Below are 26276 nucleotides of genomic sequence, written 5' to 3'. Positions count from 1 at the left end.
ATCAGCGTAAAGACCGGCCCCCGTCCGGGGAACCTGCGGAGGGCCACGGAGACCGCACTGTGACGGTTGTCGCTTCCGCCCGCGTGCGGGAACCATCGGCGTCCCGGAGAACCGCGGGTGTCACCGGACGGTCGCTCAGCCCGTGTAGCGGTAGCTGGCCGACGCCTGCTCGAACAACCGCGTCACCTCGTCCCGCTCGGCCTCCGGGCCGCGCAACTGCACGACGTGGTACCGCCCGTCGAGGAGCAGCGCCACGTTGCGCACGAACAGCTCGCGCCCGTCGCCGCCGGTCCAGGTGAACTGCCCCTCGGCCGAGGTCCGTCCGCCCACCTGGATGGTCCGCAGTCCGGACGCGGTCGCCCAGCTGGAGTCGCGGTAGGGCTGCAACTCGCCCTCCTTCTCGCGCTGGTACGCCATCGGATCGCTGCCGTACCGCGCGGCGGAGTCCCGCCCCGGCACCACGATCAGCTCGAATCCCGCGTGGGTGTAGACGACCTGGCCGCGCCCGTTCTTCGGGGTGCGGTCCCAGCCGTCGGCGACGGCGATCTGGAAGCCCTCGGCGTCCTTGCGCAGCGTGAAGCCGCCGGGCAGACCGCCGGACTGCGTCTCGGTTCCCCCGGAGGCCGACGCGGAGGGGCTGTTGCCCGCTGCCGGAGGGCTGCCGTCGTCGGGCCGGGGCTCGCTGCTGGCATCGGGTGCCGGGTTCACCTGGCCCGCGGCACCGGTCCGCTCCGCACCGCCCGCGCTGCCGGTGCCCTCCTCGTCGGCCTTGGGCATGAACATCACGGCATAGGCGACCGCCGCGGCCAGCAGGAGCAGCACCAGCACGACCAGGGTGCGGCCCAGGCTGCGAGGCGAACGTCCCGTCTCCGGCCGGCCCCGCTTGTGCCGCGCGTGCGTCGCGGGCAGCCCCGTACGCCGTCTGCGCACCAGCTCGCCCTTGCGGCGCACGATCGGCAGCCGGCGCGGGTCGGTGGGCGGTACGGCGACGACGTACGTCCCCGCCTCCGGTTCGGGTGCCGAGCGCACCAGCGAACGCAGCCAGCCGCTCAGTTCCTCGAAGTCCAGCCGGTCGGTCGGATCCTGACGCAGCAACGACTCCACGACCGGCCGCAGCGGCCCGCACTCCTCGGCGAAGGCGGGCGGTTCGGCGCAGACCAGCTGCACCAGCTCGGCCGTCGACTCCTCCGGATAGGGGGCGTGTCCCTGCACGGCGCGGAACAGCAGCGCGCCGAGCGCCCACAGGTCGGTCGCGGGCCCGATGGGCGCGGCCAGTTGCCAGTTCTCGTGCACGGGTACGGCCTGCTCCGGCGCCCAGCGCTCGGTGACGGGCCCGACCACGGCCATCCGCGCCTGCCGCGCCCGTTCCGCGGCCGGCGCCGTGGCCGGCCCGCCCCGCGCCCCGGCCCCGGTGGTCGGCTCGTCCCAGCGCGACCCCACCGGTGCCCCGCCGCCGGTCTGCGCCGGCACCGGCACCGCGCCGTCCCCGAGCGGTCTCGGGCCGGGTGCGCCGCCCACGCCGTAGGGATCGGCGATCTGCCCGGGAGGCGCACTCCGCGCGCCGCCCGGTCCCTGCTCCGGACCACTGCCGAGGACGTACGGCGACGGCGCCGCGCCCGCGACGCCAGGCCCGGTGCCGGTGTCGCCCTCGACCGGGGTGCGGGCCCCCGGCAATGCCGCCCGGTCGCCCTGCTGGGCCTCGTGCACCCGCGCCGCGGCCCGTGCGCCCGCGCGGTAGGCCGCGATCGCGCCGGCCCGCGCGGCACGGATGTCCCCGCCCGTCTCCATGGGCCGGTGAGCCACCGCCCCGGAGGCCCCGGGCGCCGGCCCGGCTCCCGCGGCGGGCAGCCCACCGGCGGCCCGCGCCTCGATCGCCGCCCGCCGCGCGGCCTCGGGATCCCCGCCACCGGCACCGCCGGGCCCGGCGCCCTCCTGCCCGCGCCGCGGCTGCTGTCCCTGGCGCTGCTGCTCCGGCGCCTCCTCCTCGGCCACGGGCACCGGGTCGTACCCGCACAGCGCCTCTTCCGCCGCGCCGACCGCCAGCCCGGTCAGCATGACCCGGCCGTCGTCGCAGACGAGCACCGTGCGCGCGGTGATGTTGCGGTGCACCCAGCCGTGCGCGTGCAGCACCCGCAACGCCATGAGCACGTCGGAGGCGACCTCCGCCGCCCGGTACGGCGTCAACGGCTTCTCGGCGAGCAGCGCCGCCAGCGGCCGGGCGGACACCAGTTCGCTGACGACCCAGAGGGAACCGCCCTCGGCGAACACGTCGAAGACCTGGTCGAGCCGTGGATGGTCGGGGATGCCCGCGGCGGCCTGCGCGGCCTCCACGGCCCGCCGTACGACGGGATCGGCGGGCCGGCGCGTGCTCGCGCCCGGGCCGGAAACCCTCGCCGGCCGACGTGCTCCGCGCTCCCGCGCGGTGAACCCCTCGGGCAGCCCCTCCGCGTCGAGCACCTCGGCCTCGACGACCTCGGGCAACGGCACCTGACGGACCAGGACTTCCTGCCCGCTGTAGGTGTCGAAGGCCCGGGTCTCGGTGAGTTCGTACTCGTCGGAGGGCGGCAACGGCAGGCGGTAGCGGTCGGCGAGTACCCGTCCCGCATAGTCGTCCACTATGCCTCCCCCGGCCGGCCGGTCGGTCACATCCGTTCGTCCCGCGGGCCGTTCCAGCCGAATCAAGCCGGATCCGGCCGAACAGCCGGGTGCGTACGGTCCGCAGCCATTCACGATACGTGCCGGAGGCAACCCGGAAAGAGGGGATGCCGGATCTCACGCACCGAACACGTACCGAAAACCCGCCGAGGGCCCGCCTGAGGCTTGCTGGAGGCCTGCCGGACGCCCGTCACGGCCGCGCCGACGGACGAGCGGGGAGCCGCGGACGAGCAGGGGCCGCGAGCCGCGAGCCGCCCCGCCCGACGCTACTTCTTCGGCGTGAACGTCTCCGTGAGCGTCTTCCAGGTGTCCACCCGGAGAGCACCGTCCCACGTGGCGGCCTTCGCCGTGTACATCAGCGCATGCCCGAGGTGCTCGCCGACCACGAATCCGCGGTCGATCGTCCGGTACGCCGTCCCGCTGTCCGCGTAGGTGAACTCCCAGTCGGCCGTGTTCCAGCCGCGGTAGTCCACCTTCGCTATGCGGATCTTCTGGTACTGGGAGCGCTTCATGTAGCGCTCCTGGTTCTTCCAGTCCGCGACCGGGTCGTCCTTGGGCGTGGTCGTCCAGGCCACCAGCAGCTTCTGTCCGTCGGGCCCCGTGAAGCGGTCCCCCGCCGCGCTCGCGGACTGGTACTTCCAGCCGGCGGGCAGGCCGATCGAGTAGCCCTGCTTCCCCACGTACGTCGTGACGGCCGCACCGGCGCCGGTGGCGGAGCTGCCCGGAGCGGCGCCGCCGGCCGTGGCGGTGCTGCTGGGCGAGCTGTTGCCGGAGGCCGAGCCGGTCGTCGCGGACTGCGACGCCGAGCCGTCGGTCCGCGTCCCGCCGTCCTCGTCCTCCTTGGTGCCGGCGGCGGCGCTGTCGCTGGCGACGGCCGAGGAACCGCCGCCGGTCTTCGCGCCGTTCGCGTCGTCGTCGCCACCGCCGAGGGTGAGGGCCAGTACCGTGCCGAGGACGGCGAGCGCCACCACCACGGCGATGATCACCAGCGTCCGCTTCGGCACCACGTCGGTCAGCGGCGCCCTGGGGACGGGCCGCGGCGGCAGGTCCGGCGGCGTCATCACGGGCCATCCCGAACTGCGCCCGGCAGGCTGCCCGTTCGCTCCGCGAGCCTCCTGACCCGTGACCCCGGCGCCGCCGGCCGCCCCGGTCGTGGCGCGGGCCACCGGCACGGCGGCGGAGGCCGCGGTGGTGGCCGTCTTCCCGCGGGCGGCCCCCGCGGACTTGGCGGCTGCCACGGCCGACGCCGAGGTGGCGGCCCCGGCGGCCGCGCCGCCCCGCGTCTCCTCCTGCGTGCCCGGCGACGCCGAAGCGGGCGACGCGTCGGCAGACTTGGCGCGGGCGGCGGCCGAGGTGGCCGCCCCGGCGGCGACCGCCGCCTTCCGCACGGACCGCAGGGCCCCGCGCAGCTTCTCCGCCGCCTCTCCCCCGGACGAACCCGCCCGGTTCTGGGAACCGTCCGGCTGCACCGGCAGCGGCACGAGCTTCGTCGCGTCCGCCGGCTCGGCCTCCCGGGGCTCCGGTGCGTGGATCACCGCGTTGAGTTTCGCCCGCGCCCCGGCGTCGTCCAGCCGGTGCACCGGGTCCTTGGTGAGCAGGCCGTAGATGACGTCCCGCAGCGGCCCCGCGTTCTTCGGCTCCTCCAGCTGCTCGGTCATCACCGCGGTGAGCGTCGCGATCGCGGAGCCCTTGTCGTAGGGGGGTGTGCCCTCGACCGCCGCGTACAGCAGGCCGCCCAGCGACCACAGGTCGGCCGCCGGTCCCGGCTTGTGGCCGCGGGCGCGTTCCGGCGAGATGTAGGAGGGCGCGCCGACGAGCATGCCGGTCGAGGTGATGGACGGGTCGCCCTCGACCTGGGCGATGCCGAAGTCGGTGAGCACGACCCGGCCGTCCTCGGCGATCAGCACGTTCGACGGCTTCACGTCGCGGTGCAGGATGCCCTCGCGATGGGCCGACCGCAGTACGTCGAGGATCGCGAGCCCGACCTCCGCCGCGCGCCTCGGTTCCAGCACTCCGTCCTCGCGGATGACCTCGGCGAGCGACTTGCCCTCGACGAGCTCCATCACGATCCACGGCCGGTCGTCCTCGTCGACCACGTCGAAGACCGTCACCGCGCTGTTGTTGCGGATCCGCGCGATGGCCTTGGCCTCACGCAGCGTCCGGGTGATCAGCCGGCGCTTCTCCTCGTCGTCGATGTTTCCCGGGAACCGCAGCTCCTTGACGGCGACCGTGCGTCCGAGGGTCTCGTCCTCTGCTCGCCACACCGTCCCCATGCCGCCGCGGCCGAGTACGTCTCCCAGCCGGTACCGCCCGGCGAGGAGACGTGCGCTCTTGTCCTGACGGGATGCTCCCGCCCGCTCCGCCTCCGACATGCGTCCCCTCATGCAACCCGCCCTGACAGAGCCTTCATTGTCCCTCACCCGACAAGTGCCCGACGCCCAGGGTGCCCCTCACCACCCCTCAGGACCGGCGCATTTCGGCCAGAAGGTGCAGCAGACTCCGGCCAACAGGCGGAACGAGCCCTGTTCGGTGTACGAAAAGCCCCTTCTGTGAGCCGGACCGCGACCGGGTACCCGGCGCGAAGGCCGCTCAGGGCCCCGGTGCGAGACCTCCCCACCGACTCTGCACGATGGGCACATCAGGCACACGATGTGGAAGGGAAGGGGAGGAAGCCCCGTGATCCGACCGCTGCGCGGACTCCTGGTCGTCCCCGTGGCCCTGGCCCCCCTGGGACCCACCACGGCCGACTCCCGCCCGAGCCCCACCCCGGCGCCGACACGACCGTCACCGCCGGCACCGCCGACTCGTTGCTGCCCCCTGCTCCGCGCCCGGGGCAAGGTCCCTACCGCCGCCCTGCCGGCCGGCGAGGAGGGCGGCACCCGCTACGCCGAGTCCGGGCCGGGCGTCTCCCGGTCCGACCACTTCCGGGCCGGCAGCGTCACCAAGACCTTCCTCGCGACCTCCATCGTCCAACTGGCCGCCGAACGAAGGCTGTCGCTCTCCGACCCGCTGGAGCGGCGAACTGCTTCCCCCGCGCCGGCGGGTGAAGATGCTCGACACCCGCGCCGCACACGGCTCGTACGGCCTGGGGTTGATTCCGGCGCGCCCGCCCTGCGGAGTGACCGTGTGGGGGCACAACGGTCGGATCCAGGGCAGCTGCGTGCGCAGCGCGGCCACCGTCGACGGCCGTCATGTCCTCACCTTCCGCGTGAACACGACGGCGATGGCAGACCCCGACCTCGAACCGACCCTGCTCGCCGCCGAGTTCTGCCCCCGCACCCATGAGAACGAGCAGGCTCCGAACGGAGATCCCGGCCGGCGGCACTCGTTCGAGTGAAGCCGGAGGCGGTCCCGCCGGGCCGGCCTCACGCACGGGCCGACGGGAGCATCACGGAGCCTTACGCGCAGGCACCGTGCGCGCGGGCCCCACACAGGCACCGTGTGAGGGGGAGTCTCCCGCGCGAGACCGCCGGGCCCTCACAGCGGCACGATGTCCGGCGCCCCCAGCCGCGCCGCGTCCGCCGTCAGGTCGTCGGGCTGCCGTTGGGACTCCCGCTCGGCCTCCACCCGCTTCTCGTAGTGCTCGACCTCACGCTCGATCTGGCCCTTGTCCCAGCCGAGGACCCGCGCCATCAGTTCCGCCGCCTCCCGGGCGCTGCGGGTGCCCCGGTCGAAGGTCTCGATGGAGATGCGGGTGCGCCGGGTCAGCACGTCGTCCAGGTGCCGCGCCCCCTCGTGCGAGGCGGCGTAGACGATCTCGGCGCGCAGGTAGTCGTCGGCCGCGTGGAGCGGCTCACCGAGTGTCGGGTCCTCGGCGACGAGGTCGAGGAGTTCCTCGGTCATCGAGCCGTAGCGGTTCAGCAGGTGCTCGATGCGCACCACGTGCAGCCCGGTCCGGGCGGCGATGCGCGCCCGCGCGTTCCACAGCGCCCGGTAGCCGTCCGCGCCCAGCAGCGGCACCTCCTCCGTGACGCACTCGGCGACCCGCAGGTCGAGGCCGTGCACCGCCGCGTCGACGGCGTCCTTGGCCATCACCCGGTACGTCGTGTACTTGCCGCCCGCCACCACGACGAGCCCGGGTACGGGGTGGGCGACGGTGTGCTCGCGGGAGAGCTTGCTGGTGGCGTCCGACTCGCCGGCGAGCAGCGGGCGCAGTCCGGCGTAGACGCCCTCGACGTCGTCCCGGGTGAGCGGCACCGCCAGGACGGAGTTCACGTGCTCCAGCACGTAGTCGATGTCGGCGCTGGAGGCAGCCGGGTGGGCCTTGTCGAGGTCCCAGTCGGTGTCGGTGGTGCCGACGATCCAGTGCCGGCCCCAGGGGATGACGAAGAGCACGGACTTCTCGGTGCGGAGGATGAGGCCCGTGGAGGAGTGGATGCGGTCCTTGGGCACGACGAGGTGGACGCCCTTGGAGGCGCGGACGTGGAACTGTCCCCGCTCCCCCACCATCCCCTGCGTGTCGTCGGTCCACACGCCCGTGGCGTTGACCACCTGACGGGCGCGGATCTCGTACTCCCCGCCGCCCTCGGTGTCCTGGACACGCGCGCCCACGACCCGCTCGCCCTCACGCAGGAAGGCGGTCACGCGCGCGCGGTTGGCGGTCTTCGCGCCGTACGCCGCCGCCGTACGCACCAGGGTGGCGACATGGCGGGCGTCATCGATCTGGGCGTCGTAGTACTGGAGGGCTCCCACGAGCGCGTCCTTCTTCAGGGCGGGTGCGACGCGCAGGGCGTGACGACGGCTCAGGTGGCGGTGGGTCGGCAGGCCCCGGCCGTGGCCGCGAGCCATCGACATCGCGTCGTAGAGCGCGACACCCGAACCGGCGTACAGCCGCTCCCAGCCCTTGTGCTGGAGCGGGTAGAGGAACGGCACGGGCTTGACCAGGTGTGGAGCCAACCGCTCCAGCAGCAGTCCGCGTTCCTTCAGCGCCTCCCGGACGAGGGCGAAGTCGAGCATCTCCAGATAGCGCAGCCCGCCGTGGATCAGCTTGCTCGACCTGCTCGATGTGCCCGACGCCCAGTCCCGCGCCTCGACCAGTCCCGTGGACAGGCCACGGGTGACGGCGTCGAGGGCGGTGCCCGCGCCGACCACCCCGCCTCCCACGACCAGCACGTCCAGCTCGCGCTCGGCCATGGCCGCAAGTGACTCGGCTCGCTGCGCCGGCCCCAGTGTCGCTGTCCTCACCGCTGCCTCCCGCTGTCGGTCACGCCGGGCGCACCGCCTTCAGGGCGAGGCCCGGCCCGTATCCCCCATGCCCCAATGGTGACCGTGTTGCCCGACTTCAGCCACCACGCACCCGCAGCCTGTGGACAACCCCCGCGGAAGCGCCCCTGCCCGTGGTCGGCCTGCCGGAAAACACAGCCGATCAATCCCGCAAATCGGTCATATTTACTCCTAGTCTGACATTGCGCTCGCCCGTCCTGTCCACCGGGCTTGCGCACCTGTCCCGCTTCGGTTACTGGGAAGGACGGCCCACGCCATGCCCGCAGATCTCGCCGTCATCGGACTCGGCCCGCTCGGCCTGCCCCTGGCCCAGGCCGCCGTGGCCGCCGGCATCCCCACGCTCGGCTACCGCACCGGGCCCGAGCCCGGCTCCCTGAGCCCCGCCGAGCTGCGCCGGATGCTCTCGGGAGGTTTCCGGCCCGCCACCGACCCGGCCGAACTGGGCCGGGTACGCACCGCCGTCATCTGCGCCCCCGCGCCGCGCGACGCCGACGGCGGGCTCGACCTGAGCCAGGTGGAGGCGGCCGCCCGCACCCTGGCCGGACACCTGCGCCCGCACACCACCGTGATCCTGGAGTCGCCCGTGCCTCCAGGGACGACCGAGGAGTTCCTGCGGCCGCTCCTGGAGGAGACGTCCGGCCTGCGCGCGGGCCGCGACTTCCACCTCGCGTACTCCCCCAGCCGGGTCGACCCCGGCCGCCGCGACTTCACGCCCGCCAACACACCGCAGGTCATCGGCGGCCTCACCCCCGCCTGCACCGAGTCCGCCGCCGCCTTCTACGGCCGTCTCACCGACAAGGTGGTACGCGCGCGTGGCCTCAGGGAGGCCGAGACGGTGACCCTCCTGGAGACCAACTTCCGGCACGTCAACATGGCCCTCGTCAACGAGATGGCCGTCCTCTGCAACGACCTGGGCGTGGACCTCTGGGACGTCATCCGGTGCGCCGAGACCAAGCCGTTCGGCTTCCAGGCCTTCCGCCCCGGCCCCGGCGTCGGCGGCCACTCCGTGCCCATGGACCGCACCGGCCAGCACGGCAGTCCCCTGCGCATGGTGGAACTCGCCCAGCAGGTCAACAGCCGCATGCCCCGCTACGTCGTGCAGCGCGCCGCCACCCTCCTCAACGAGCACGGCAAGTCGGCGCGGGGCGCGCGCGTGCTGCTGCTCGGCGTCACCTACAAGGCCGACCTCGCCGACCAGCAGGGCACCCCCGCCCGGGAGATCGCGACCCGCCTGATGGAGCTCGGCGCCGCCGTCAGCTACCACGACCCGCACGTCCCGTCCTGGAGCGTCCTGGGCCGGCCGGTCCCCCGCGCCGACTCGCTGTACGAGGCCGCCGCCGACGCCGACCTGACGATCCTCCTCCAGCAGCACCGGACGTACGACCTCCAGGGCCTCTCGGTGAAGGCACAGCTGCTGCTCGACACGCGGGGGGCCACGCCGACGGGGGCGGCGCACCGGTTGTGAGCCAGGGCGCACGGGGCGGCCCCGGGCTCCGGAGACTGGTGGCGTACGGCACGGCACGGCGCGGCACGCCGGTACCGTACGAACAGGTGGAGCCCACCGCAGTGGCCACTGCGGCAGGCTCCTGATGGTTCACGGAGTGTCGGCCCCTAGTGTGTGGGGGCGGCAGCTCACCATCCGAAAAGCCGCGAGATCCACCTCCTCCGGCACGGCACCGTCCGGAGACGGAGTCGGTCCCAGCGAGTGGGCCTGCGGTGGCGTCCCATGGGCGCCCCCGCACCGCACATCCCCGCGCCCGTCCGGGCATGCGAAAGGGGCCGGTCACCTCACCCGAGTGAGCTGACCGGCCCCTGCCGGCATCGCGCGGTCTACCGCCGGTGCACCGAGTCCGCCACCGTCACCTCGACGCGCTGGAACTCCTTCAGCTCGCTGTAACCGGTGGTGGACATGGCGCGGCGCAGGGCGCCGAAGAAGTTCATCGAGCCGTCCGGCGTGTGGGACGGGCCGGTGAGGACCTCCTCGATGGTGCCGACCGTGCCGAGGTCGACCTTCTGGCCGCGCGGCAGTTCCTCGTTGACGGCCTCCATGCCCCAGTGGTGGCCGCGGCCGGGCGCGTCGGTGGCGCGCGCGAGGGGGGAGCCCATCATCACCGCGTCGGCGCCGCAGGCGACGGCCTTGGGCAGGTCGCCGGACCAGCCGACGCCGCCGTCCGCGATCACGTGCACGTACCGGCCGCCGGACTCGTCCATGTAGTCGCGGCGGGCGGCGGCGACGTCGGCCACCGCCGTCGCCATCGGGACCTGGATGCCGAGCACGTTGCGCGTGGTGTGCGCCGCGCCGCCGCCGAAGCCGACGAGGACGCCCGCCGCGCCCGTGCGCATCAGGTGCAGGGCCGCCGTGTAGGTGGCGCAGCCGCCGACGATGACCGGGACGTCGAGTTCGTAGATGAACTGCTTCAGGTTCAGCGGCTCGTGCGAGCCGGAGACGTGCTCCGCGGAGACCGTGGTGCCGCGGATGACGAAGATGTCCACGCCGGCGTCGACGACGGCCTTGGAGAACTGGGCCGTGCGCTGCGGGGAGAGCGCGGCGGCGGTGACCACGCCCGAGTCGCGCACCTCCTTGATGCGCTGCCCGATCAGCTCCTCCTTGATCGGCGCGGAGTAGATCTCCTGGAGCCGGCGGGTCGCCTTGTCGACGGGCAGCTTGGCGATCTCGTCCAGCAGCGACTGCGGGTCCTCGTACCGCGTCCACAGGCCCTCGAGGTTGAGCACGCCCAGGCCGCCCAGCTCGCCGATGCGGATCGCGGTGGCCGGGGAGACGATGGAGTCCATGGGGGCGGCCAGGAACGGCAGCTCGAAACGGTAGGCGTCGATCTGCCAGGCGATCGAGACCTCCTTCGGGTCCCGCGTACGGCGGCTGGGGACGACGGCGATGTCGTCGAATGCGTACGCCCGGCGGCCGCGCTTGCCGCGCCCGATCTCGATCTCAGTCACGTGTGTGGCCTTTCCCTGATGCGTTGCAGCGTCTTCCAGTATCGCCGACGGGCACGGCGAAGGCGGCCCCGGAGGTTCCGGGGCCGCCCTGGGAAGCCCGTGCGACTACTTGCTGCTGTAGTTGGGTGCCTCGACCGTCATCTGGATGTCGTGCGGGTGGCTCTCCTTGAGGCCCGCGGAGGTGATCCGGACGAAGCGGCCCTTGGACTCCATCTCCTCGATGGTGGCGGCGCCCACGTAGCCCATGGTCTGGCGCAGGCCGCCGACGAGCTGGTGCAGCACGTTGCCGAGCGGGCCGCGGTAGGGCACCTGGCCCTCGATGCCCTCGGGCACGAGCTTGTCGTCGGCCGCGACCTCCGCCTGGAAGTAGCGGTCCTTGGAGTACGACTTGCCCTGGCCGCGGGACTGCATGGCGCCCAGCGAGCCCATGCCGCGGTACGACTTGAACTGCTTGCCGTTGATGAACTGCAGCTCGCCCGGGGACTCCTCGCAGCCCGCGAGGAGGCTGCCCAGCATCACCGTGTCGGCGCCGGCGGCCAGCGCCTTGCCGATGTCGCCGGAGTACTGCAGACCACCGTCGCCGATCAGCGGGATGCCCGCCGGACGTGCGGCGAGGGACGCCTCGTAGATGGCGGTGACCTGCGGGACGCCGATGCCGGCGACCACGCGGGTGGTGCAGATCGAGCCGGGCCCGACGCCGACCTTGATGCCGTCGACGCCGGCGTCGATCAGGGCCTGGGCGCCGTCACGCGTGGCGACGTTGCCGCCGATCACGTCGACGCGCACGCTCGACTTGATCTTCGACATCCAGGTGAGGGCGTTGCTGTTGTGACCGTGGGAGGTGTCGACGACCAGGAAGTCCACGCCGGCCTCGGCGAGGGCCTGGGCGCGCTCCAGCGCCTCGGGGCTGGCGCCGACGGCGGCGCCGACGAGCAGCCGGCCCTCGGCGTCCTTGGCGGCCCGGGGGTACTGCTCGGCCTTGACGAAGTCCTTGACCGTGATGAGGCCCTTGAGGACGCCCGCCTCGTCGACCAGCGGGAGCTTCTCGATCTTGTGGCGGCGCAGCAGCTCCATGGCGTCCGTGCCGGAGATGCCGACGTGACCGGTGACGAGCGGCATCGGGGTCATGACCTCGCGCACCTGACGGGTGCGGTCCGACTCGAAGGCCATGTCGCGGTTGGTGACGATGCCGAGGAGCTTGCCGCTGCCGTCGGTCACCGGGACGCCGCTGATGCGGAACTTGGCGCACAGCGCGTCGGCCTCGGCCAGCGTGGCGTCCGGGTGCACCGTGATGGGGTCGGTGACCATGCCCGACTCCGAGCGCTTCACCAGGTCGACCTGGTTGACCTGGTCCTCGATGGAGAGGTTGCGGTGCAGCACGCCGACGCCGCCCTGGCGGGCCATCGCGATGGCCATGCGGGACTCGGTCACCTTGTCCATCGCCGCCGAGAGCAGCGGGATGTTGACACGAACATTGCGGGAGATGCGGGACGAGGTGTCGACCGCGTTGGGGAGCACCTCGGATGCGCCCGGCAGCAGCAGCACGTCGTCGTAGGTGAGCCCGAGGGTCGCGAATTTGGCGGGCACTCCGTCGACGTTGGCAGTCATGACACCTTCCCCAAATGGCCTTGATCGGTGCGGATGTCCATGCTAACGGGAAGCGCACCCCCGGAATTCCACGCTCCGGCGTGGCTCCGGGCTTCGTATGTTCGTACGGCGGCGGCGCTCGGCCCGTTCAGTGGGCGGGCCGTCGGCACCTGTTCGGCGAACGGGCCGTCGGCCCTGTCCAGCCTAGGCGCCTCGGCCGGTTCGGCGTCGGGCCCGCTGTCCGGTTCGCCCGAGGAACGGCGGCGGAAGCAGGGCGCGGCCGCGGCGGTGCTACTGCTCGGCGAGGGCCCGCAGCCTGCTCAGCGCGCGGTGCTGGGCCACGCGCACGGCCCCGGGTGACATTCCCAACATCTGGCCGGTCTCCTCCGCGGTGAGGCCCACCGCGATGCGCAGCAGGAGCAGTTCCCGCTGGTTCTCGGGCAGGTTGGCCAGCAGTTTCTTCGCCCATTCGGCGTCGCTGCTCAGCAGGGCCCGCTCCTCCGGCCCGAGGGAGTCGTCGGGCCGTTCCGGCATCTCGTCGGAGGGGACGGCCGTGGAGCCGGGGTGGCGCATCGCCGCGCGCTGGAGGTCGGCGACCTTGTGGGCGGCGATGGCGAAGACGAAGGCCTCGAAGGGACGGCCCGTGTCCTTGTAGCGCGGAAGGGCGAGGAGAACGGCCACGCAGACCTCCTGCGCGAGGTCCTCCACGAAGTGGCGCGCGTCACCGGGGAGCCGGGACAGGCGGGTGCGGCAGTAGCGCAGGGCGAGGGGGTGGACATGGGCGAGCAGGTCGTGTGTGGCCTGCTCGTCGCCGTCCACCGCGCGATGCACCAGTCCGCCGATCGCCCCGGGGGCACGGACCGCATCGTCTTCGCGCATCGGTCCATGGTGCACTGCGGCCGGATCGGCCGCGGCACCGTGCCTCGCGTTGTGCACCGAAGCGTTATGAGCAGGTGCGCCGGAACTCATCCCCTGCGCCCTCCCGTCCCGCTCGACCGACTCGTCCCCGAGGAACTCCACACCTCAAGGATGCGGCATCCGCGGCGAAACGAGCAGCGGGCGTCCGGCGGGGTACGGCGCCGCCGCCGGACACCGACCGGCCGGCAGGGGGTTCCCGCACGTCCTGCACCCCGCGCGAGCAGGGAGGTTCGTCCATTCCCCCGCTCCTGTCCCTGGGATCGGTCTGCTCGAAAAGTCCGCCTCACGGCCCGGCAGGGCCGCGACTCCGAAGATGCGGCCCCGGCACCGGCACCGCAGGCACTCCGCCGCCGTCGGCACCCGCGAGCGCCGACGGCCACGACGACCGCCTGGACGACCTCACGCGCCGGACCCCGCTCACCGGCGGTCCAGCACGTGCCGCCGCTCACCGGAAGAGGTCCGGCGGGCGGGCGGGTCGGGATCGGGCCGGGACACCCAGGTCCCGTCCGGCGGATCATGCCGGAAACGCGGGGTCCGGCACGCCCGTACGGGCGGCGGGGCGCCGCCGGTTCCCTCCGGCTCGATCCGCCGGACAGGATCTAGCGGACCAGGCCCCACCGGAAGCCGAGCGCCACGGCGTGGGCACGGTCCGAGGCGCCGAGTTTCTTGAACAGACGGCGGGCGTGGGTCTTGACCGTGTCCTCGGAGAGGAACAGCTCGCGGCCGATCTCGGCGTTGGAGCGGCCGTGGCTCATGCCTTCCAGGACCTGGATCTCACGCGCGGTGAGCGTGGGCGCGGCGCCCATCTCGGCCGAGCGCAGCCGCCGCGGGGCGAGCCGCCACGTGGGGTCGGCCAGGGCCTGGGTGACCGTCGCGCGCAGTTCGGCGCGCGAGGCGTCCTTGTGCAGGTAGCCGCGGGCGCCGGCGGCGACCGCGAGCGCGACGCCGTCGAGGTCCTCGGCGACAGTGAGCATGATGATGCGTGCGCCCGGGTCGGCGGACAGCAACCGACGGACGGTTTCCACACCGCCCAGTCCCGGCATGCGCACGTCCATCAGAATGAGGTCCGAGCGGTCGGCACCCCAGCGGCGGAGGACTTCCTCGCCGTTGGCCGCCGTCGTCACGCGCTCGACGCCGGGCACGGTCGCGACCGCGCGGCGGAGCGCCTCTCGGGCAAGCGGGGAGTCGTCGCAGACGAGGACGGAAGTCATGGCCGTCCTCCGCAGCTGATGCGCGTCACCTTGTGCCTCCAGGCTGGTACGTATCGTCACCTGTGCGGTCGACCGTCTCGGACGCTTGCCCGAGCGTTTGTGTTTTCAACCGCCACCGCACACTCAACGATGGTCACTCGAAAGAGTTACGGGGCCGCGTGCATTCTTCGGCACTCTACGTGAGGAGCCGGACACGGCCGAGAGAGCCGCGCGGACCCGCGAGCTTTCCTCACAACCCGTGCCCCGTTTAGCCCTATTTCTTCCCATTTACTGGTGTCTGAGGCTAGATTCGCAATGGGTCATATTTTCATCTCCTTAGATCGTAGTTGTACGGTCGTGGGCACCGTATCCGCTCAGCACGGCTACAAGGGGTCACGCAATGGCAGATTTCTCCCGCCTTCCCGGACCGAACGCGGACCTGTGGGACTGGCAGCTCCTGGCTGCCTGCCGCGGAGTGGACAGTTCGCTCTTCTTCCATCCCGAGGGCGAACGCGGGGCGGCGCGGAGCGCTCGCGAGAACTCGGCCAAGGAGGTCTGCATGAGGTGCCCGGTGCGCGCGCAGTGCGCGGCGCACGCGCTGGCGGTGAGGGAGCCGTACGGCGTGTGGGGCGGGCTGACCGAGGACGAGCGCGAGGAGCTCATGGGGCGGGCGCGCAACCGCCTGGTGCCGGCATCGGCCGGTTCGGGCGGCGCGGGCGGAGTTTCGAACAACTGAAGGAACGTTTCTCCACACACCGGAGGGCACGCACACGCGCGTGCCCTCATCTCTTCGACGTCCCCCGCCCCTTGGACGCCCCCGCCCGTACGACCCCGCGGCCCCGTACGACCCCACTGCCGCGTACGCCCCCACCGCCGTACGGCTACCGTGTCGCCGCCCGCGCGAGCTGCTCCAGCGTCGCCGCCACCGCCGGCACCTGGGCCAGGTCGGGCAGGGTGAGCGCGACGACCTCGCGCCGTACCGCCGGCTCCAGGGTCACCGCACGCGCGCCCCGCGGCCGTACGGACTCGATCGCGAGCCCGGGGAGGACGGCGACGCCGAGGCCCGCGCCCACCAGGCCGGCCACCGCCGGGTAGTCGTCGGTCGCGAAGTCGATGCGGGGGGTGAAGCCCGCGGCCTCGCACACCTCCACCAGCCGGCCCCGGCAGCGCGGGCAGCCGGCGATCCACGGCTCGCGAGCGAGTTCGCCGATGGCGAGGGAGTCCGCGCGCGCGAGCCGGTGGCGTTCGGGCACGAGGGCGACGAGCCGGTCCGCCAGCAGGGGGCGGACGACCAGGTCGGACCACTCCTCGGCGCCCGGCGCGTCCTCGTAGCGGAAGGCGAGGGCGATGTCGCAGTCGCCGGCGCGCAGCTTCTCGACGGACTCGGGCGGCTCGGCCTCCTCCAGCGAGACCCGGGTCCCGGGGTGCGCGGCGCGCAGGGCGGCCAGCGCGGTCGGGACGAGCGCGGAGCTGCCGCTGGGGAAGGAGACGAGGCGGACCCGGCCGGCGCGCAGACCGGCGATCGCGGCGACCTCCTCCTCGGCGGCGGTGAGTCCGGCGAGGATCCCGGCGGCATGCCGTACGAGGGCCTCGCCGGCCTGGGTCAGCCGCATCTCGCGGCCGCTGCGCACCAGCAGCGGTGTGCCGACGGACGTCTCCAGCGCCTTCATCTGCTGGCTGACCGCGGGCTGGGTGCAGCCCAGCTCGCGGCCCGCCGCCGAGAAGGACCCGGTGGCGGCGACGGCGCGCAGCACGCGGAGATGACGGGCCTCGATCATCCTTCGAGGATAGGCGAGTCGCATAAGGGAGCCTTGGGAGAGGGGGCGGATAATGCGTCGACACTTTGACCGCCGGTCGCTTAGCGTGCCGCCATGAGGCTTCTGTCCGTCAACGTCGGCCGTCCCAAGACCGTGCCGTACACCGACCAGCCCGACGGGCTGACCGGCATCGACAAGCGGCCCGTCGAGGGTCCGGTGCGGGTGGCCGCGCCCGGTCCGAAGGGGGTCGGCGGAAGCGGGCTCGCCGGGGACGCGGTGTGCCACCTGCGCCATCACGGCGGGGACGACCAGGCGGTGTACGCCGTCGCGCGCGAGGACCTGGACGACTGGGAGCGCGAGCTGGGGCGCGCCTTCTCCAACGGCGCGTTCGGCGAGAACCTCACCACCACCGGGCTGGACGTGTCCGGGGCGCGGATCGGCGAGCGCTGGCGGATCGGCCCGCAGGTGGTGCTGGAGGTGACGGCGGGGCGGATCCCCTGCCGCACCTTCCAGGGCCACGTGGGCGAGAGGGGCTGGGTCAGGCGGTTCACGCGGAAGGCCGCGACGGGCGCCTACCTGCGGGTGATCACGCCGGGTGAGATACGCGCGGGGGATGCCGTGGAGATCGTCCACCTGCCGGAGCACGAGGTGACGGCCCGGATGGAGTTCCAGGCGACCACCACCCACCGGGAGCTGCTGCCCCGGCTGCTGGCCGCCGGCGAGGCACTGCACCCGGAGACGCTGGCGGCGGCCCGCGCGTACGTCGAGAAGCACAGCGGCTGAGTCGCCGTCGCCGGGGACGGCGCGCACGGTTCCGTCACTTTCCGCAGGCCTCGTGCGCAGAGCGGACGCCCGGACTCCGGGTCACTAACCTTCTGCCATGACAACGGCTCTGATCACAGGTTCGACCGCGGGTATCGGTGCCGCGTTCGCGCGGCGGCTCGCGGCGGACGGGCACGACCTCGTCCTCGTCGCCCGGGACACCCAGCGACTGCGCGAGCAGGCGACCGAGTTGCACGACCGGCACGGCATCGAGGCGGAGGTGCTGACGGCCGACCTGGCCACGGACGGGGGCATCGAGACGGTGGCCGCCCGGCTCGGTGACCGCAGGAACCCCGTCGACCTGCTGGTCAACAACGCCGGCTTCGGCAACAAGGGCCGCTACCTCGACGTGTCGATGGCCGACGAGCTGAGGATGCTCAAGGTGCACTGCGAGGCGATGCTGCGCCTGACGTCGGCGGCGGCCGGGGCGATGCGGGAGCGGGGGCGCGGGGGCGTCGTCAACGTGGCCTCGGTGGCGGCCTTCGTACCGCGCGGGACGTACGGCGCCTCCAAGGCGTGGGTCGTGCAGTTCACCCAGGGTGCGGCGAAGGACCTGGCGGGCAGCGGGGTGCGGCTGATGGCGCTCTGCCCGGGGTTCGTGCGCACCGAGTTCCACGAGCGGGCCGGGATGGGCACGGACAACATCCCCGGCTGGATGTGGCTCGACGCGGACAAGCTGGTCGCGGCGGCGCTGGCGGACCTGGCGCGCGGGAAGTCGGTGTCGATTCCCGACGCGCGCTACAAGGCGCTGATGGGCCTGGTGAAGGTGACGCCCCGGTCCCTGCTGGGCGGCATCAGCTCGCGGACGGGGCGGAAGTACGGGCCGCAGTAGCGGGCGGTCGTGCCAGGGCCCCGATGGACGAACAACGGGCGGCGGGCGGCGGCCCTGGTGCTCCGGTGGGAAAATGGGGCGTGACAGGGCCGGACCCAGGGGGGCCGGAGGCGGCGCGATGACCTTCGTACAGCTCATCGATTGCAGGACGAGCCGGTTCGACGAGATGAACCGGCTGATGGACACCTGGGTCGAGAAGACCAGGGGAAAGCGGACGGCGACGCACGCGGTGGTCGGCAAGGACCGGTCGGACGCGTCGCACGTCGTCGAGATCGTGGAGTTCCCGTCGTACGAGGAGGCGATGCGGAACTCGGGCCTGCCGGAGACCGAGAAGATCTTCGACGACATGGTCGCGCTCTGTGACGAGATGCCGACCTTCACCGACCTGGAAGTGGTGCGGGACGAGCAGCTGAACTGCGCGACGGCGCGGGAGTGGTTCGAGCGGGCCGGGACGATCGACATCGGCGCGATGTTCGAACGGGTGACCGAGGACTATGTGGACCACGATCCCGCCAGTGCGCAGGACAACGGGCCGGCGGCGGCGCGCGAGGAGTTCGCGGGCTGGCGGCGGGCCTTCGACTTCTCCTTCCGGGTCGACGACCAGATCGCCGAGGGCGACCGGGTGTGCACCCGCTGGACCTGGACCGCCCGGCACGAGGGCGCCTTCCTCGGCCTCCCCGCCACCGGGCAGGACGTCGTCATGACCGGCATGACCTGGCAGCGGTTCCGGGACGGCATGATCTGCGAGAGCTGGTGGCAGTACGACCGCGTGGGTCTGATGCGGCAGCTGGGGGTACTCGGGGAGTAGCCCGCGAGGAGCCGTCGAGGGTTCCGTGCCCCGCCCGGCGGGGGACGGAACCCTCCGTCGTCCCGTCGGCTTCCTTCACCCGGGTCTCCCCCGGGCTCGTCGGACGTCGCCGGCTTCCGCCACGGCAGTTCGGCCTCTGGTCACGCCGCCCGGGCTGTCCCCGGCCTCACCCCGGTTGGGGCGTGCGAGGTCCGCCGACCGGGGCGCGGCCACAGCGCGGACCGACCGGCCGCGGGACACGCGGCCGGGTGCCGGAACGTGCCGAGGCCCGGCACCCCTCGCGGGGGGGGCCGGGCCTCGGTGGCTGACGTGCGTCAGTGGGAGTGGGAGTGGCCGTGGCCGTGGCCGGCGGCGGGCTCCTCTTCTTCCTTCTTCTCGACGACCAGGGTCTCGGTCGTCAGGAGGAGGGAGGCGATGGAGGCGGCGTTCTCCAGGGCGGAGCGGGTGACCTTGACCGGGTCGATGACGCCGGCCTTGACCAGGTCGCCGTACTCGCCGGTCGCGGCGTTGAAGCCCTGGCCCTTGTCCAGCTCGGCGACCTTGGAGGTGATGACGTAACCCTCCAGGCCGGCGTTCTCGGCGATCCAGCGCAGCGGCTCGACGGCGGCGCGGCGGACGACGGCGACACCGGTGGCCTCGTCGCCGGTCTTGCCGAGGTTGCCCTCGAGGACCTTCACGGCGTGGACGAGCGCGGAGCCACCACCGGAGACGATGCCCTCCTCGACCGCGGCGCGGGTCGCGGAGATGGCGTCCTCCAGGCGGTGCTTCTTCTCCTTCAGCTCCACCTCGGTGGCGGCGCCGACCTTGATCACGCACACGCCGCCGGCCAGCTTCGCGAGACGCTCCTGGAGCTTCTCGCGGTCCCAGTCGGAGTCCGTGTTCGCGATCTCGGCCTTGATCTGGGCGACGCGGCCGTGGACGTCCTCGGTGTTGCCGGCACCGTCGACGACCGTGGTGTCGTCCTTGGTGACGGTGACGCGGCGGGCGGAACCGAGCACGTCGACGCCGACCTGGTCGAGCTTGAGGCCGACCTCCTCGGAGATGACCGTGGCGCCGGTGAGGACGGCCAGGTCCTGGAGCATCGCCTTGCGGCGGTCACCGAAGCCGGGGGCCTTCACCGCGACGGCGTTGAAGGTGCCGCGGATCTTGTTCACGACCAGGGTGGAGAGCGCCTCGCCCTCCAGGTCCTCGGCGATGATCAGCAGCGGGCGGGAGGAGTTGGTCTGGATGACCTTCTCCAGCAGCGGCAGCAGATCGGCGATGGAGGAGATCTTGCCCTGGTTGATGAGGATGTACGGGTCCTCGAGGACGGCCTCCATGCGCTCCTGGTCCGTCACGAAGTACGGCGACAGGTAGCCCTTGTCGAAGGCCATGCCCTCGGTGAAGTCCAGCTCCAGACCGAAGGTGTTGGACTCCTCGACGGTGATGACACCGTCCTTGCCGACCTTGTCCATGGCCTCGGCGATCAGCTCGCCGACCTGCTGGTCCTGGGCGGACAGCGCGGCCACGGCGGCGATGTCGGACTTCTCGTCGATCGGGCGGGCCGTGGCGAGCAGCTCGTCGGAGACGGCCTTGACCGCGGCGTCGATGCCCTTCTTGAGGAGGGCGGGCGACGCGCCGGCGGCGACGTTCTTCAGGCCCTCGCGGACCAGCGCCTGGGCGAGCACGGTGGCGGTGGTGGTGCCGTCACCCGCGATGTCGTTGGTCTTGGTCGCCACCTCCTTCACCAGCTGCGCGCCGAGGTTCTCGTACGGGTCGTCGAGCTCGACCTCGCGGGCGATCGTGACACCGTCGTTGGTGATGGTGGGGGCGCCGAACTTCTTGTCGATGACGACGTTGCGGCCCTTGGGGCCGATCGTCACCTTGACCGTGTCGGCAAGCTTGTTGACGCCGCGCTCGAGGGCGCGACGGGCGTCCTCGTCGAACTTCAGGATCTTCGCCATGGGAGCGGTTCAGCCCTCTCGGAAAACGTGGGAGAAACGAACCGCGCCCCCAGCGCCCGGCTTCACAAAGACGCGGGGGCCAGGGGCGCAGTTCACTGCAGAACTGGGTGAATTACTTCTCGATGATCGCGAGCACGTCGCGAGCCGAGAGGACGAGGTACTCCTCGCCGTTGTACTTCACCTCGGTGCCGCCGTACTTGCTGTACAGGACGACGTCGCCGACCTTGACGTCGAGCGGCAGGCGCTCGCCGTTCTCGAAACGGCCCGGGCCCACGGCGAGGACGGCGCCCTCCTGGGGCTTCTCCTTCGCAGTGTCCGGGATGACCAGGCCAGAGGCCGTGGTCTGCTCGGCGTCGAGCGGCTGGACCACGATGCGGTCCTCGAGCGGCTTGATGGCAACCTTGGAGCTGGTGGTCGTCACGATCCGACCTCCCCCTTCGGAGATCTCACGGGGTTAACTGTCTGAGGTGGCGACCAGGTGGATCCGTCGTCGCGGGTGCCGGACCTGCCCGTCGCTATTGGCACTCTCCAGTGGGGAGTGCCAGAGCTGAGACTATGACCGCGATTAGCACTCGGTCAAGCGGAGTGCCAGCGCCGTGCGTCGCCCGTGCCGGAATCCGGGTCGGACGGAGGGCCGGTGACCGGTGTCCGGCGGCTGTCCGGCGGGGGGGGGAAGCCTTCAGAGGTAGTCCTCCAGACGGCCCACCGTCAGTCCCTGTTCCTGGATCCGCCGCAGCAGCCTCGTCGTGCGTTCCCGCAGGCTCGGGCCCCTGGTCTCGTCGGGGTCGACGGCGACGACGTCCCCGGGGCGCAGGCGGTGGGAGCCGTGGGTGTAGGCGAGGTCGGTGGGCCCCATGGAGGCCCGCCACAGGACGACGGCCGTGATCCCGCAGTCGGCGGCCGCGCGCAGGGTCACCGTGTCGTACGTGCCGTAGGGCGGGCGGAACAGGCGGGGGCGCAGGCCGAAGCGGGCTCGGAGCTTGTCCTGCTGGCCGCAGATCTCGGCGCGCTGGCCCGCGTAGGGCAGGCCGCGCAGGGCGGCGTGGTCGAGGGTGTGGTTCTGGAGGCCGGCGCCGACCGACCGCAGCCGGGCGAAGTGCGCGTAGCCCGGGCCCACCACGCTGTCGGTGAGGAACATGCTGACCGGGAGGCGCAGCTCGCGGACCATGGTGACGAAGCGGGGGTCGCGTTCGGCGCCGTCGTCGTAGGTGAGGAAGACGACCTTGTCGCGGGTCGGGATCCGGTCGACGACCGGCGGGAGGGCGGGGCGGGCCGGGCCGCCCGCGAGGGGGCCGGCCGCCGGTGTGCGGGCGGGGGTGGGGGCGGGGGCGAGCGGGGCGGCCAGACCCCAGCGGCGGTACGCCTGCTCCGCGGCCGGCGCGTGCGGACGTGCGGTCCGCTCGGCCGCCGGGGCTTTTGGCCGCACGCCCTGTCCGGCCCCCGGCCCCGCGGACCGCACCCGCTCCGTCGCCGTGCGGCCCGGGTGTTCGACCGGGTCGGCCGACCGGGCGCAGCCGGTCAGCGTCACCGTGAGGGCCGCGGCGGACGCGAGCAGCGCGGTCCGCCTTCTCACAGGTAGTCCTCCAGTCGGGCCACCGCGTAGCCCTTCTCGGTGACCAGGTCCAGGAAGCGGCGGATCATGTCGGGCATGGTGCCCTTCCAGTCGGCGCGGCCGCGGAAGTGGGTGAGGACGATGTCACCGGGGTGGAGGTCGCGGTCCCACTCGCGGTAGTCCCAGTGGTCGGCGAAGACCTCCTCGCTCCACAGCGGCGCGTACTTCACGCCGCACGCCTTCGCGGCGCGCAGGGTGTCGCGGTTGTAGTTGCCGAAGGGCGGGCGGAAGAGCGCGGGGCGTTTGCCGTAGTGCTTCTCGATGACGTCCTGCATGCCGCAGATCTCGCGTTTCTGGCGGCTGTAGGAGAGGGCGGGCAGGTAGGGGTGGTGGAGGGTGTGGTTGTTCAGGGTCACCCCCGCGTCCTGCATCTTCTTGAAGTAGCCGTAGTCCTCCTTGACGAGGTAGTCGCTGAGGAAGGCCGTGTAGGGGATCTTCAGGTCGCTCATCATGCGCAGGAAGGCCGGATCCTTCTCGGCGCCGTCGTCGATGGTGAGGAAGACGACCTTGTCCTTGGTGGGGACGGTGGTGAAGACCGGCGGGAGGCCGAGTTCCTCGTGGTCGTCGACCTCGAAGCCCTGGCGGGTGGTGATCACCGGTTTCGTCGCGGGCGGGACGGGGGGCGTCAGCGGGACCTTCCCGAGTCGCCAGCGGGCGGCGGCCGCGGTCCGGGCGGCGTACTCGGTGCGCAGCTTGGCGGCGTAGGCGTACAGGGCGCGGGCGGGCTGCCCCTGGAGGGGCTGCCGGCCGGGGGCGGGACGGCCCTCGGCGCTGCCGGTGCCCGTGCCGCCGGTGCCCGTGCCGCCGGGGGCGCAGCCGGAGGCGAGGGTGGCCATGGCGAGGACCGTGATGCCGGTCCCGACCCCCACCCGCCACACCCCCTTTTTGTCATTTTGTACGACTGATCCTGATCCCATGGCGCCGGATCCTCGCAGTCACGTCCACGCGATCCCGCCCGACACCGCCGCCGGAGGCGCACCATCCACCGACTGGCCCACAATGACCCGGTGAACGACCTCGCCCCGCTCCTCACCCCCGAGGGCCGCGCCCTCCTCGACGCCGTGCGCGGCACCGCCCCGGCCGACGAACTGGCCGTCGCCACCAGGCTGCGCCGCGAACACCCCGCCGAGCTGGTCTCGGCGGCGCTCGGACAGGCCCGGCTGCGGCAGCGGGCGGCGGCGAAGTTCGGTGCCGAGGACGCTGAGCGGATGTTCTTCACGCCGAACGGGGTCGAGCAGTCGACGCGCGCGCGTGTCGCCGCCCACCGCGCCGAGCGGATGAAGGCGCTCGGCGTGGCCTCGGTCGCCGACCTGTGCTGCGGGATCGGCGGCGACGCGGTCGCGCTCGCCCGCGCGGGGATCAGGGTGCTCGCCGTGGACCGCGACCCGCTGACGGCGGCGGTGGCCCGGGCCAACGCCGAGGCGCTCGGGCTCGCCGGTCTGATCGAGGTGCGCGAGGCGGACGTCACGGAGGTCGACACGGACGGGTACGACGCCGTGTTCGTCGACCCGGCGCGGCGGGGTGGCCGGGGACGGATCTTCGACCCGGAGGCCTACTCGCCGCCGCTGTCATGGGCGGTCGGGGCGGCCCTGAAGGCTCCGCACGGCGCGCTGAAGGTCGCCCCCGGCATCCCGCACGAGGTCGTGCCCGCCGCGGCCGAGGCCGAGTGGATCTCCGACGGCGGGGACGTGAAGGAGGCCGTGCTGTGGTTCGGGACCGGGCCGGGCGCGGTGCGCGCCACCCTCCTCCCCGGCCCGCGCACCCTGCTCGGCACCGGTCTGCCCGACCCGGAGGTGCGGCCGGTGGGGCGCTACCTGTACGAGCCGGACGGCGCCGTCATCCGGGCCCATCTGGTGGCCGAGGTCGCCCGGGACCTGGACGGCGGCCTGGTCGACGAGACCATCGCCTACGTCACCGCGGACACGCTCCGGCCGACGCCGTACGCCACCGCCTACGAGATCACCGACCGGCTGCCCTTCAACGTCAAGAAGCTGAAGGCGCTGCTGCGGGAGCGCGGGGTGGGGATCCTCACCGTGAAGAAGCGCGGCTCGGCGGTGGAGCCGGAGGAGCTGCGCAGGAAGGTCAAGCCGCAGGGGCCGAACTCGGCGACCGTGTTCCTGACCCGGGTCGCGGGGGCGCCGACGATGCTCGTCGGTCACCCTGCCTGAGCGGCCCGGCGCAGCAGCAGCTCCCGTTCCCGTTCGTTGCCGGTCAGCCGCGCGGCCCGCTCGAACTCCGCGCTCGCCTCCGCCGTACGGCCCAGGCGGCGGAGCAGGTCGCCGCGGACGCTGGGGAGCAGGTGGTAGTCGCGCAGGGCCGGTTCGGCGGCGAGGGCGTCGACGATCCGCAGGCCCGGTTCCGGGCCCTCGGCCATCGACACGGCGACCGCGCGGTTGAGTTCGACCACGGGGGACGGGGCGCGGGCCGCGAGGAGGCCGTAGAGGGCGGCGATGGCACGCCAGTCGGTCTCTTCGTAGGAGTACGCGTGCGCGTGGCAGGCGGCGATCGCGGCCTGGAGGACGTACGGGCCGGGCGTGCCGCCGGCCGTGGCCTCGGCGCGGCCCAGGGCGGCGATGCCGCGGGCGACGAGCATGCGGTTCCAGCGGCGGCGGTTCTGGTCCGCCAGCAGCACCGGTGTGCCGTCGGGGGCGGTGCGGGCGGCCGTGCGCGAGGACTGGAACTCCAGCAGCGCGGCCAGGCCGTGCACCTCGGGCTCCTTGGGCATCAGGGCGGCCAGCAGGCGGGCCAGCCGCAGGGCGTCCTCGCACAGGCCCGGACGCAGCCAGTCGTCGCCCGCGGTGGCCGCGTACCCCTCGTTGAAGATCAGGTAGATGACGTCGAGGACGGAGCCGAGCCGGGCCTCGCGGTCGGGCCCGTACGGCACCTCGAAGGCGATGTTCTTCCGGGCCAGGGTGCGCTTGGCGCGGACGATCCGCTGGGCGACCGTCGGCTCGGGCGCGAGGAAGGCGCGCGCGATCTCGGCCGTGGTGAGTCCGCCGAGCAGCCGCAGGGTGAGCGCGGTGCGGGCCTCGGCGGACAGCACGGGGTGGCAGGTGGTGAAGACGAGGCGGAGGAGGTCGTCGTCGATGTCCTCGGGGTCGGAGGGCTCGGGCGCGGGTGCCGTCGTCTCCAGGTCCCGGCCGATCTCCGCGAGCTTGCGGGCGTACGTCTCCCGGCGGCGGACCAGGTCGACGGCGCGGTGCCGGGCGGTGGCGGTGAGCCAGGCGCCTGGGTTGTCGGGGACACCCTCACGGGGCCAGCGTTCCAGCGCGGCCACCAGGGCGTCCTGCGTGAGTTCCTCGGCGATGCCGACGTCCCGGACGATCCGGGCGACGGCGGCGACGACGCGGGGCGACTCCAGGCGGAAGACGGTCTCGAGGGCGGCCGTGGCGGTGCGGGGGCCGACGGCGGGCTGTTGGTCCACAACCCACCATCGAACACCTTCCGGGGGCCGCGGGGAAGCGGCCCCGGCCCGCCTCGGCCTCACCCCGGGCTCCCTCCTCGGCCTTCCCCCTGCGGCCTCCGCGCCCGGCCTCAGCCCTCCGCGATCTCCCGGACCTCCAGGGTCAGGTTCCACTCGTCGCCGTGGACCTTCAGGAAGCGCTTGGACCACTCGAGCGCCTCGGCCATGTCCTTGCACTGCATGAGCGCGTAGCCGCCGACGACCTCCTTGGTCTCGGTGAAGGGGCCGTCGGTGACGGAGATCTCACCGCCGTTCAGGTGGACGCGGACGCCCTGTTCGGAGGGCAGCAGGCCGGCCGTGTCGAGCATGACGCCGGCCTTGGTGATCTCCTCGATCAGTTCGCCCATCCGCTGCATCATCCCGGGGCTGGGGCCCTCGGCCGGCCGGGTCGACTCGTCGATCTTCACCAGGGACAGGTAGCGGGGCATGGTGGCTCCTCGGGAGGTGCGGGGCCGGGCTCCTCCCGGCCTCTCACCCATGCGTCGAACGGGGAGCTGCCGGATCGACACCC

At 72.9% G+C, this 26276-nt stretch carries 20 protein-coding genes and 1 pseudogene; 7 read left to right on the top strand and 14 right to left on the bottom strand.

Translation table 11 applies throughout. The annotated features are described in order from the left end of the window. Positions 1-135: 135 nt before the first annotated feature. Positions 136-2616 carry a protein kinase gene (locus AB0N31_RS28690; protein ID WP_366061341.1) on the bottom strand — a complete coding sequence of 827 codons (2481 nt, stop codon included), beginning with the start codon at positions 2614-2616 and terminating at the stop codon, positions 136-138. 305 nt (positions 2617-2921) lie between these two features. Continuing rightward, positions 2922-5027: a serine/threonine-protein kinase gene (locus AB0N31_RS28685; protein WP_366061340.1), complete on the bottom strand. Its 2106-nt coding sequence runs from the start codon at positions 5025-5027 to the stop codon at positions 2922-2924. 307 nt (positions 5028-5334) lie between these two features. Between AB0N31_RS28685 and AB0N31_RS28680 the strand changes: the two are divergent. Then, a pseudogene (locus AB0N31_RS28680) lies at positions 5335-5992 on the top strand (serine hydrolase). Between the two features lie 140 nt (positions 5993-6132). On the opposite strand, the gene AB0N31_RS28675 reads toward AB0N31_RS28680, so the two are convergent. Beyond that, positions 6133-7839 (bottom strand): glycerol-3-phosphate dehydrogenase/oxidase, encoded by a 1707-nt coding sequence (locus AB0N31_RS28675; protein WP_366061339.1) that lies wholly within the window; start codon positions 7837-7839, stop codon positions 6133-6135. Positions 7840-8134: 295 nt separating this feature from the next. On the opposite strand from AB0N31_RS28675, the gene AB0N31_RS28670 reads away from it, so the two are divergent. Then, positions 8135-9343: a nucleotide sugar dehydrogenase gene (locus AB0N31_RS28670; protein WP_366061338.1), complete on the top strand. Its 1209-nt coding sequence runs from the start codon at positions 8135-8137 to the stop codon at positions 9341-9343. Between the two features lie 365 nt (positions 9344-9708). Here the strand turns inward: AB0N31_RS28670 and AB0N31_RS28665 are convergent, their stop codons facing one another. The 4 genes from AB0N31_RS28665 to AB0N31_RS28650 all read right to left on the bottom strand — a co-directional run bounded on the left by AB0N31_RS28665 (position 9709) and on the right by AB0N31_RS28650 (position 14549). After that, positions 9709-10833, bottom strand: coding sequence for a GuaB3 family IMP dehydrogenase-related protein (locus AB0N31_RS28665; RefSeq protein WP_366061337.1), 1125 nt, complete (start codon positions 10831-10833; stop codon positions 9709-9711). Positions 10834-10938: 105 nt separating this feature from the next. Then, positions 10939-12441, bottom strand: a complete 1503-nt coding sequence (guaB, locus tag AB0N31_RS28660) for an IMP dehydrogenase (RefSeq protein WP_366061336.1) — start codon at positions 12439-12441, stop codon at positions 10939-10941. 270 nt (positions 12442-12711) lie between these two features. Beyond that, the gene (locus AB0N31_RS28655; RefSeq protein ID WP_366061335.1) at positions 12712-13299 is read right to left on the bottom strand and encodes a sigma-70 family RNA polymerase sigma factor; all 588 of its coding nucleotides are present in this window, start codon (positions 13297-13299) and stop codon (positions 12712-12714) included. A gap of 638 nt (positions 13300-13937) precedes the next feature. Beyond that, positions 13938-14549, bottom strand: coding sequence for a response regulator transcription factor (locus AB0N31_RS28650; RefSeq protein WP_003948568.1), 612 nt, complete (start codon positions 14547-14549; stop codon positions 13938-13940). Between the two features lie 379 nt (positions 14550-14928). On the opposite strand from AB0N31_RS28650, the gene AB0N31_RS28645 reads away from it, so the two are divergent. Further along, positions 14929-15264 carry a WhiB family transcriptional regulator gene (locus tag AB0N31_RS28645; protein WP_366061334.1) on the top strand — a complete coding sequence of 112 codons (336 nt, stop codon included), beginning with the start codon at positions 14929-14931 and terminating at the stop codon, positions 15262-15264. Between the two features lie 145 nt (positions 15265-15409). On the opposite strand, the gene AB0N31_RS28640 is transcribed toward AB0N31_RS28645, so the two are convergent. Beyond that, on the bottom strand, positions 15410-16306 hold the full coding sequence (locus tag AB0N31_RS28640; RefSeq protein WP_366061333.1) for a LysR family transcriptional regulator: 897 nt from the start codon (positions 16304-16306) through the stop codon (positions 15410-15412). Positions 16307-16399: 93 nt separating this feature from the next. Between AB0N31_RS28640 and AB0N31_RS28635 the strand changes: the two genes are divergently transcribed. The 3 genes from AB0N31_RS28635 to AB0N31_RS28625 all read left to right on the top strand — a co-directional run bounded on the left by AB0N31_RS28635 (position 16400) and on the right by AB0N31_RS28625 (position 18747). Then, on the top strand, positions 16400-17068 hold the full coding sequence (locus AB0N31_RS28635) for an MOSC domain-containing protein (RefSeq protein WP_366061332.1): 669 nt from the start codon (positions 16400-16402) through the stop codon (positions 17066-17068). Between the two features lie 97 nt (positions 17069-17165). After that, positions 17166-17939 (top strand): SDR family oxidoreductase, encoded by a 774-nt coding sequence (locus AB0N31_RS28630; protein ID WP_366061331.1) that lies wholly within the window; start codon positions 17166-17168, stop codon positions 17937-17939. 118 nt (positions 17940-18057) lie between these two features. After that, complete coding sequence (locus AB0N31_RS28625) at positions 18058-18747, top strand: ester cyclase (RefSeq protein WP_366061330.1); 690 nt, start codon at positions 18058-18060, stop codon at positions 18745-18747. A 314-nt stretch (positions 18748-19061) separates the two neighbouring features. Here the strand turns inward: AB0N31_RS28625 and groL are convergent, their stop codons facing one another. The 4 genes from groL to AB0N31_RS28605 all read right to left on the bottom strand — a co-directional run bounded on the left by groL (position 19062) and on the right by AB0N31_RS28605 (position 23138). Beyond that, on the bottom strand, positions 19062-20690 hold the full coding sequence (gene groL, locus AB0N31_RS28620; protein WP_366061329.1) for a chaperonin GroEL: 1629 nt from the start codon (positions 20688-20690) through the stop codon (positions 19062-19064). 112 nt (positions 20691-20802) lie between these two features. Then, entirely contained in the window at positions 20803-21111 is a 309-nt protein-coding gene (gene groES / locus AB0N31_RS28615) for a co-chaperone GroES (RefSeq protein ID WP_020132158.1), read from the bottom strand. 258 nt (positions 21112-21369) lie between these two features. After that, a complete protein-coding gene (locus AB0N31_RS28610) occupies positions 21370-22263 on the bottom strand; it encodes a polysaccharide deacetylase family protein (RefSeq protein WP_366061328.1) in 894 nt (297 codons plus the stop codon). Next, positions 22260-23138 (bottom strand): polysaccharide deacetylase family protein, encoded by an 879-nt coding sequence (locus tag AB0N31_RS28605; protein ID WP_366061351.1) that lies wholly within the window; start codon positions 23136-23138, stop codon positions 22260-22262. The genes AB0N31_RS28610 and AB0N31_RS28605 overlap by 4 nt, the downstream gene beginning before the upstream one ends. A gap of 171 nt (positions 23139-23309) precedes the next feature. Between AB0N31_RS28605 and AB0N31_RS28600 the strand changes: the two genes are divergently transcribed. Further along, positions 23310-24470: a methyltransferase domain-containing protein gene (locus AB0N31_RS28600; RefSeq protein ID WP_366061327.1), complete on the top strand. Its 1161-nt coding sequence runs from the start codon at positions 23310-23312 to the stop codon at positions 24468-24470. On the opposite strand, the gene AB0N31_RS28595 is transcribed toward AB0N31_RS28600, so the two are convergent. Beyond that, positions 24458-25726: a sigma-70 family RNA polymerase sigma factor gene (locus AB0N31_RS28595; protein WP_366061326.1), complete on the bottom strand. Its 1269-nt coding sequence runs from the start codon at positions 25724-25726 to the stop codon at positions 24458-24460. The genes AB0N31_RS28600 and AB0N31_RS28595 overlap by 13 nt on opposite strands. A gap of 110 nt (positions 25727-25836) precedes the next feature. Next, the gene (locus tag AB0N31_RS28590; protein WP_366061325.1) at positions 25837-26193 is read right to left on the bottom strand and encodes a YciI family protein; all 357 of its coding nucleotides are present in this window, start codon (positions 26191-26193) and stop codon (positions 25837-25839) included. Positions 26194-26276 lie beyond the last annotated feature (83 nt).

This window comes from Streptomyces sp. NPDC051051 (assembly GCF_040682975.1).
Classification (GTDB): domain Bacteria; phylum Actinomycetota; class Actinomycetes; order Streptomycetales; family Streptomycetaceae; genus Streptomyces.
This window is presented reverse-complemented; position numbering and strand designations above follow the sequence as displayed.

What these genes read in the sequence shown, in the direction of transcription:
- groL (WP_366061329.1), bottom strand. Translation starts at nt 20,690, where the DNA reads ATGGCGAAGATCCTGAAGTTCGACGAGGACGCCCGTCGCGCCCTCGAG.
- AB0N31_RS28635 (WP_366061332.1), top strand. Translation starts at nt 16,400, where the DNA reads ATGAGGCTTCTGTCCGTCAACGTCGGCCGTCCCAAGACCGTGCCGTAC.
- AB0N31_RS28685 (WP_366061340.1), bottom strand. Translation starts at nt 5,027, where the DNA reads ATGTCGGAGGCGGAGCGGGCGGGAGCATCCCGTCAGGACAAGAGCGCA.
- AB0N31_RS28670 (WP_366061338.1), top strand. Translation starts at nt 8,135, where the DNA reads ATGCCCGCAGATCTCGCCGTCATCGGACTCGGCCCGCTCGGCCTGCCC.
- AB0N31_RS28655 (WP_366061335.1), bottom strand. Translation starts at nt 13,299, where the DNA reads ATGCGCGAAGACGATGCGGTCCGTGCCCCCGGGGCGATCGGCGGACTG.
- AB0N31_RS28625 (WP_366061330.1), top strand. Translation starts at nt 18,058, where the DNA reads ATGACCTTCGTACAGCTCATCGATTGCAGGACGAGCCGGTTCGACGAG.
- AB0N31_RS28590 (WP_366061325.1), bottom strand. Translation starts at nt 26,193, where the DNA reads ATGCCCCGCTACCTGTCCCTGGTGAAGATCGACGAGTCGACCCGGCCG.
- AB0N31_RS28630 (WP_366061331.1), top strand. Translation starts at nt 17,166, where the DNA reads ATGACAACGGCTCTGATCACAGGTTCGACCGCGGGTATCGGTGCCGCG.
- AB0N31_RS28650 (WP_003948568.1), bottom strand. Translation starts at nt 14,549, where the DNA reads ATGACTTCCGTCCTCGTCTGCGACGACTCCCCGCTTGCCCGAGAGGCG.
- AB0N31_RS28640 (WP_366061333.1), bottom strand. Translation starts at nt 16,306, where the DNA reads ATGATCGAGGCCCGTCATCTCCGCGTGCTGCGCGCCGTCGCCGCCACC.
- AB0N31_RS28645 (WP_366061334.1), top strand. Translation starts at nt 14,929, where the DNA reads ATGGCAGATTTCTCCCGCCTTCCCGGACCGAACGCGGACCTGTGGGAC.
- guaB (WP_366061336.1), bottom strand. Translation starts at nt 12,441, where the DNA reads ATGACTGCCAACGTCGACGGAGTGCCCGCCAAATTCGCGACCCTCGGG.
- AB0N31_RS28605 (WP_366061351.1), bottom strand. Translation starts at nt 23,138, where the DNA reads ATGGCCACCCTCGCCTCCGGCTGCGCCCCCGGCGGCACGGGCACCGGC.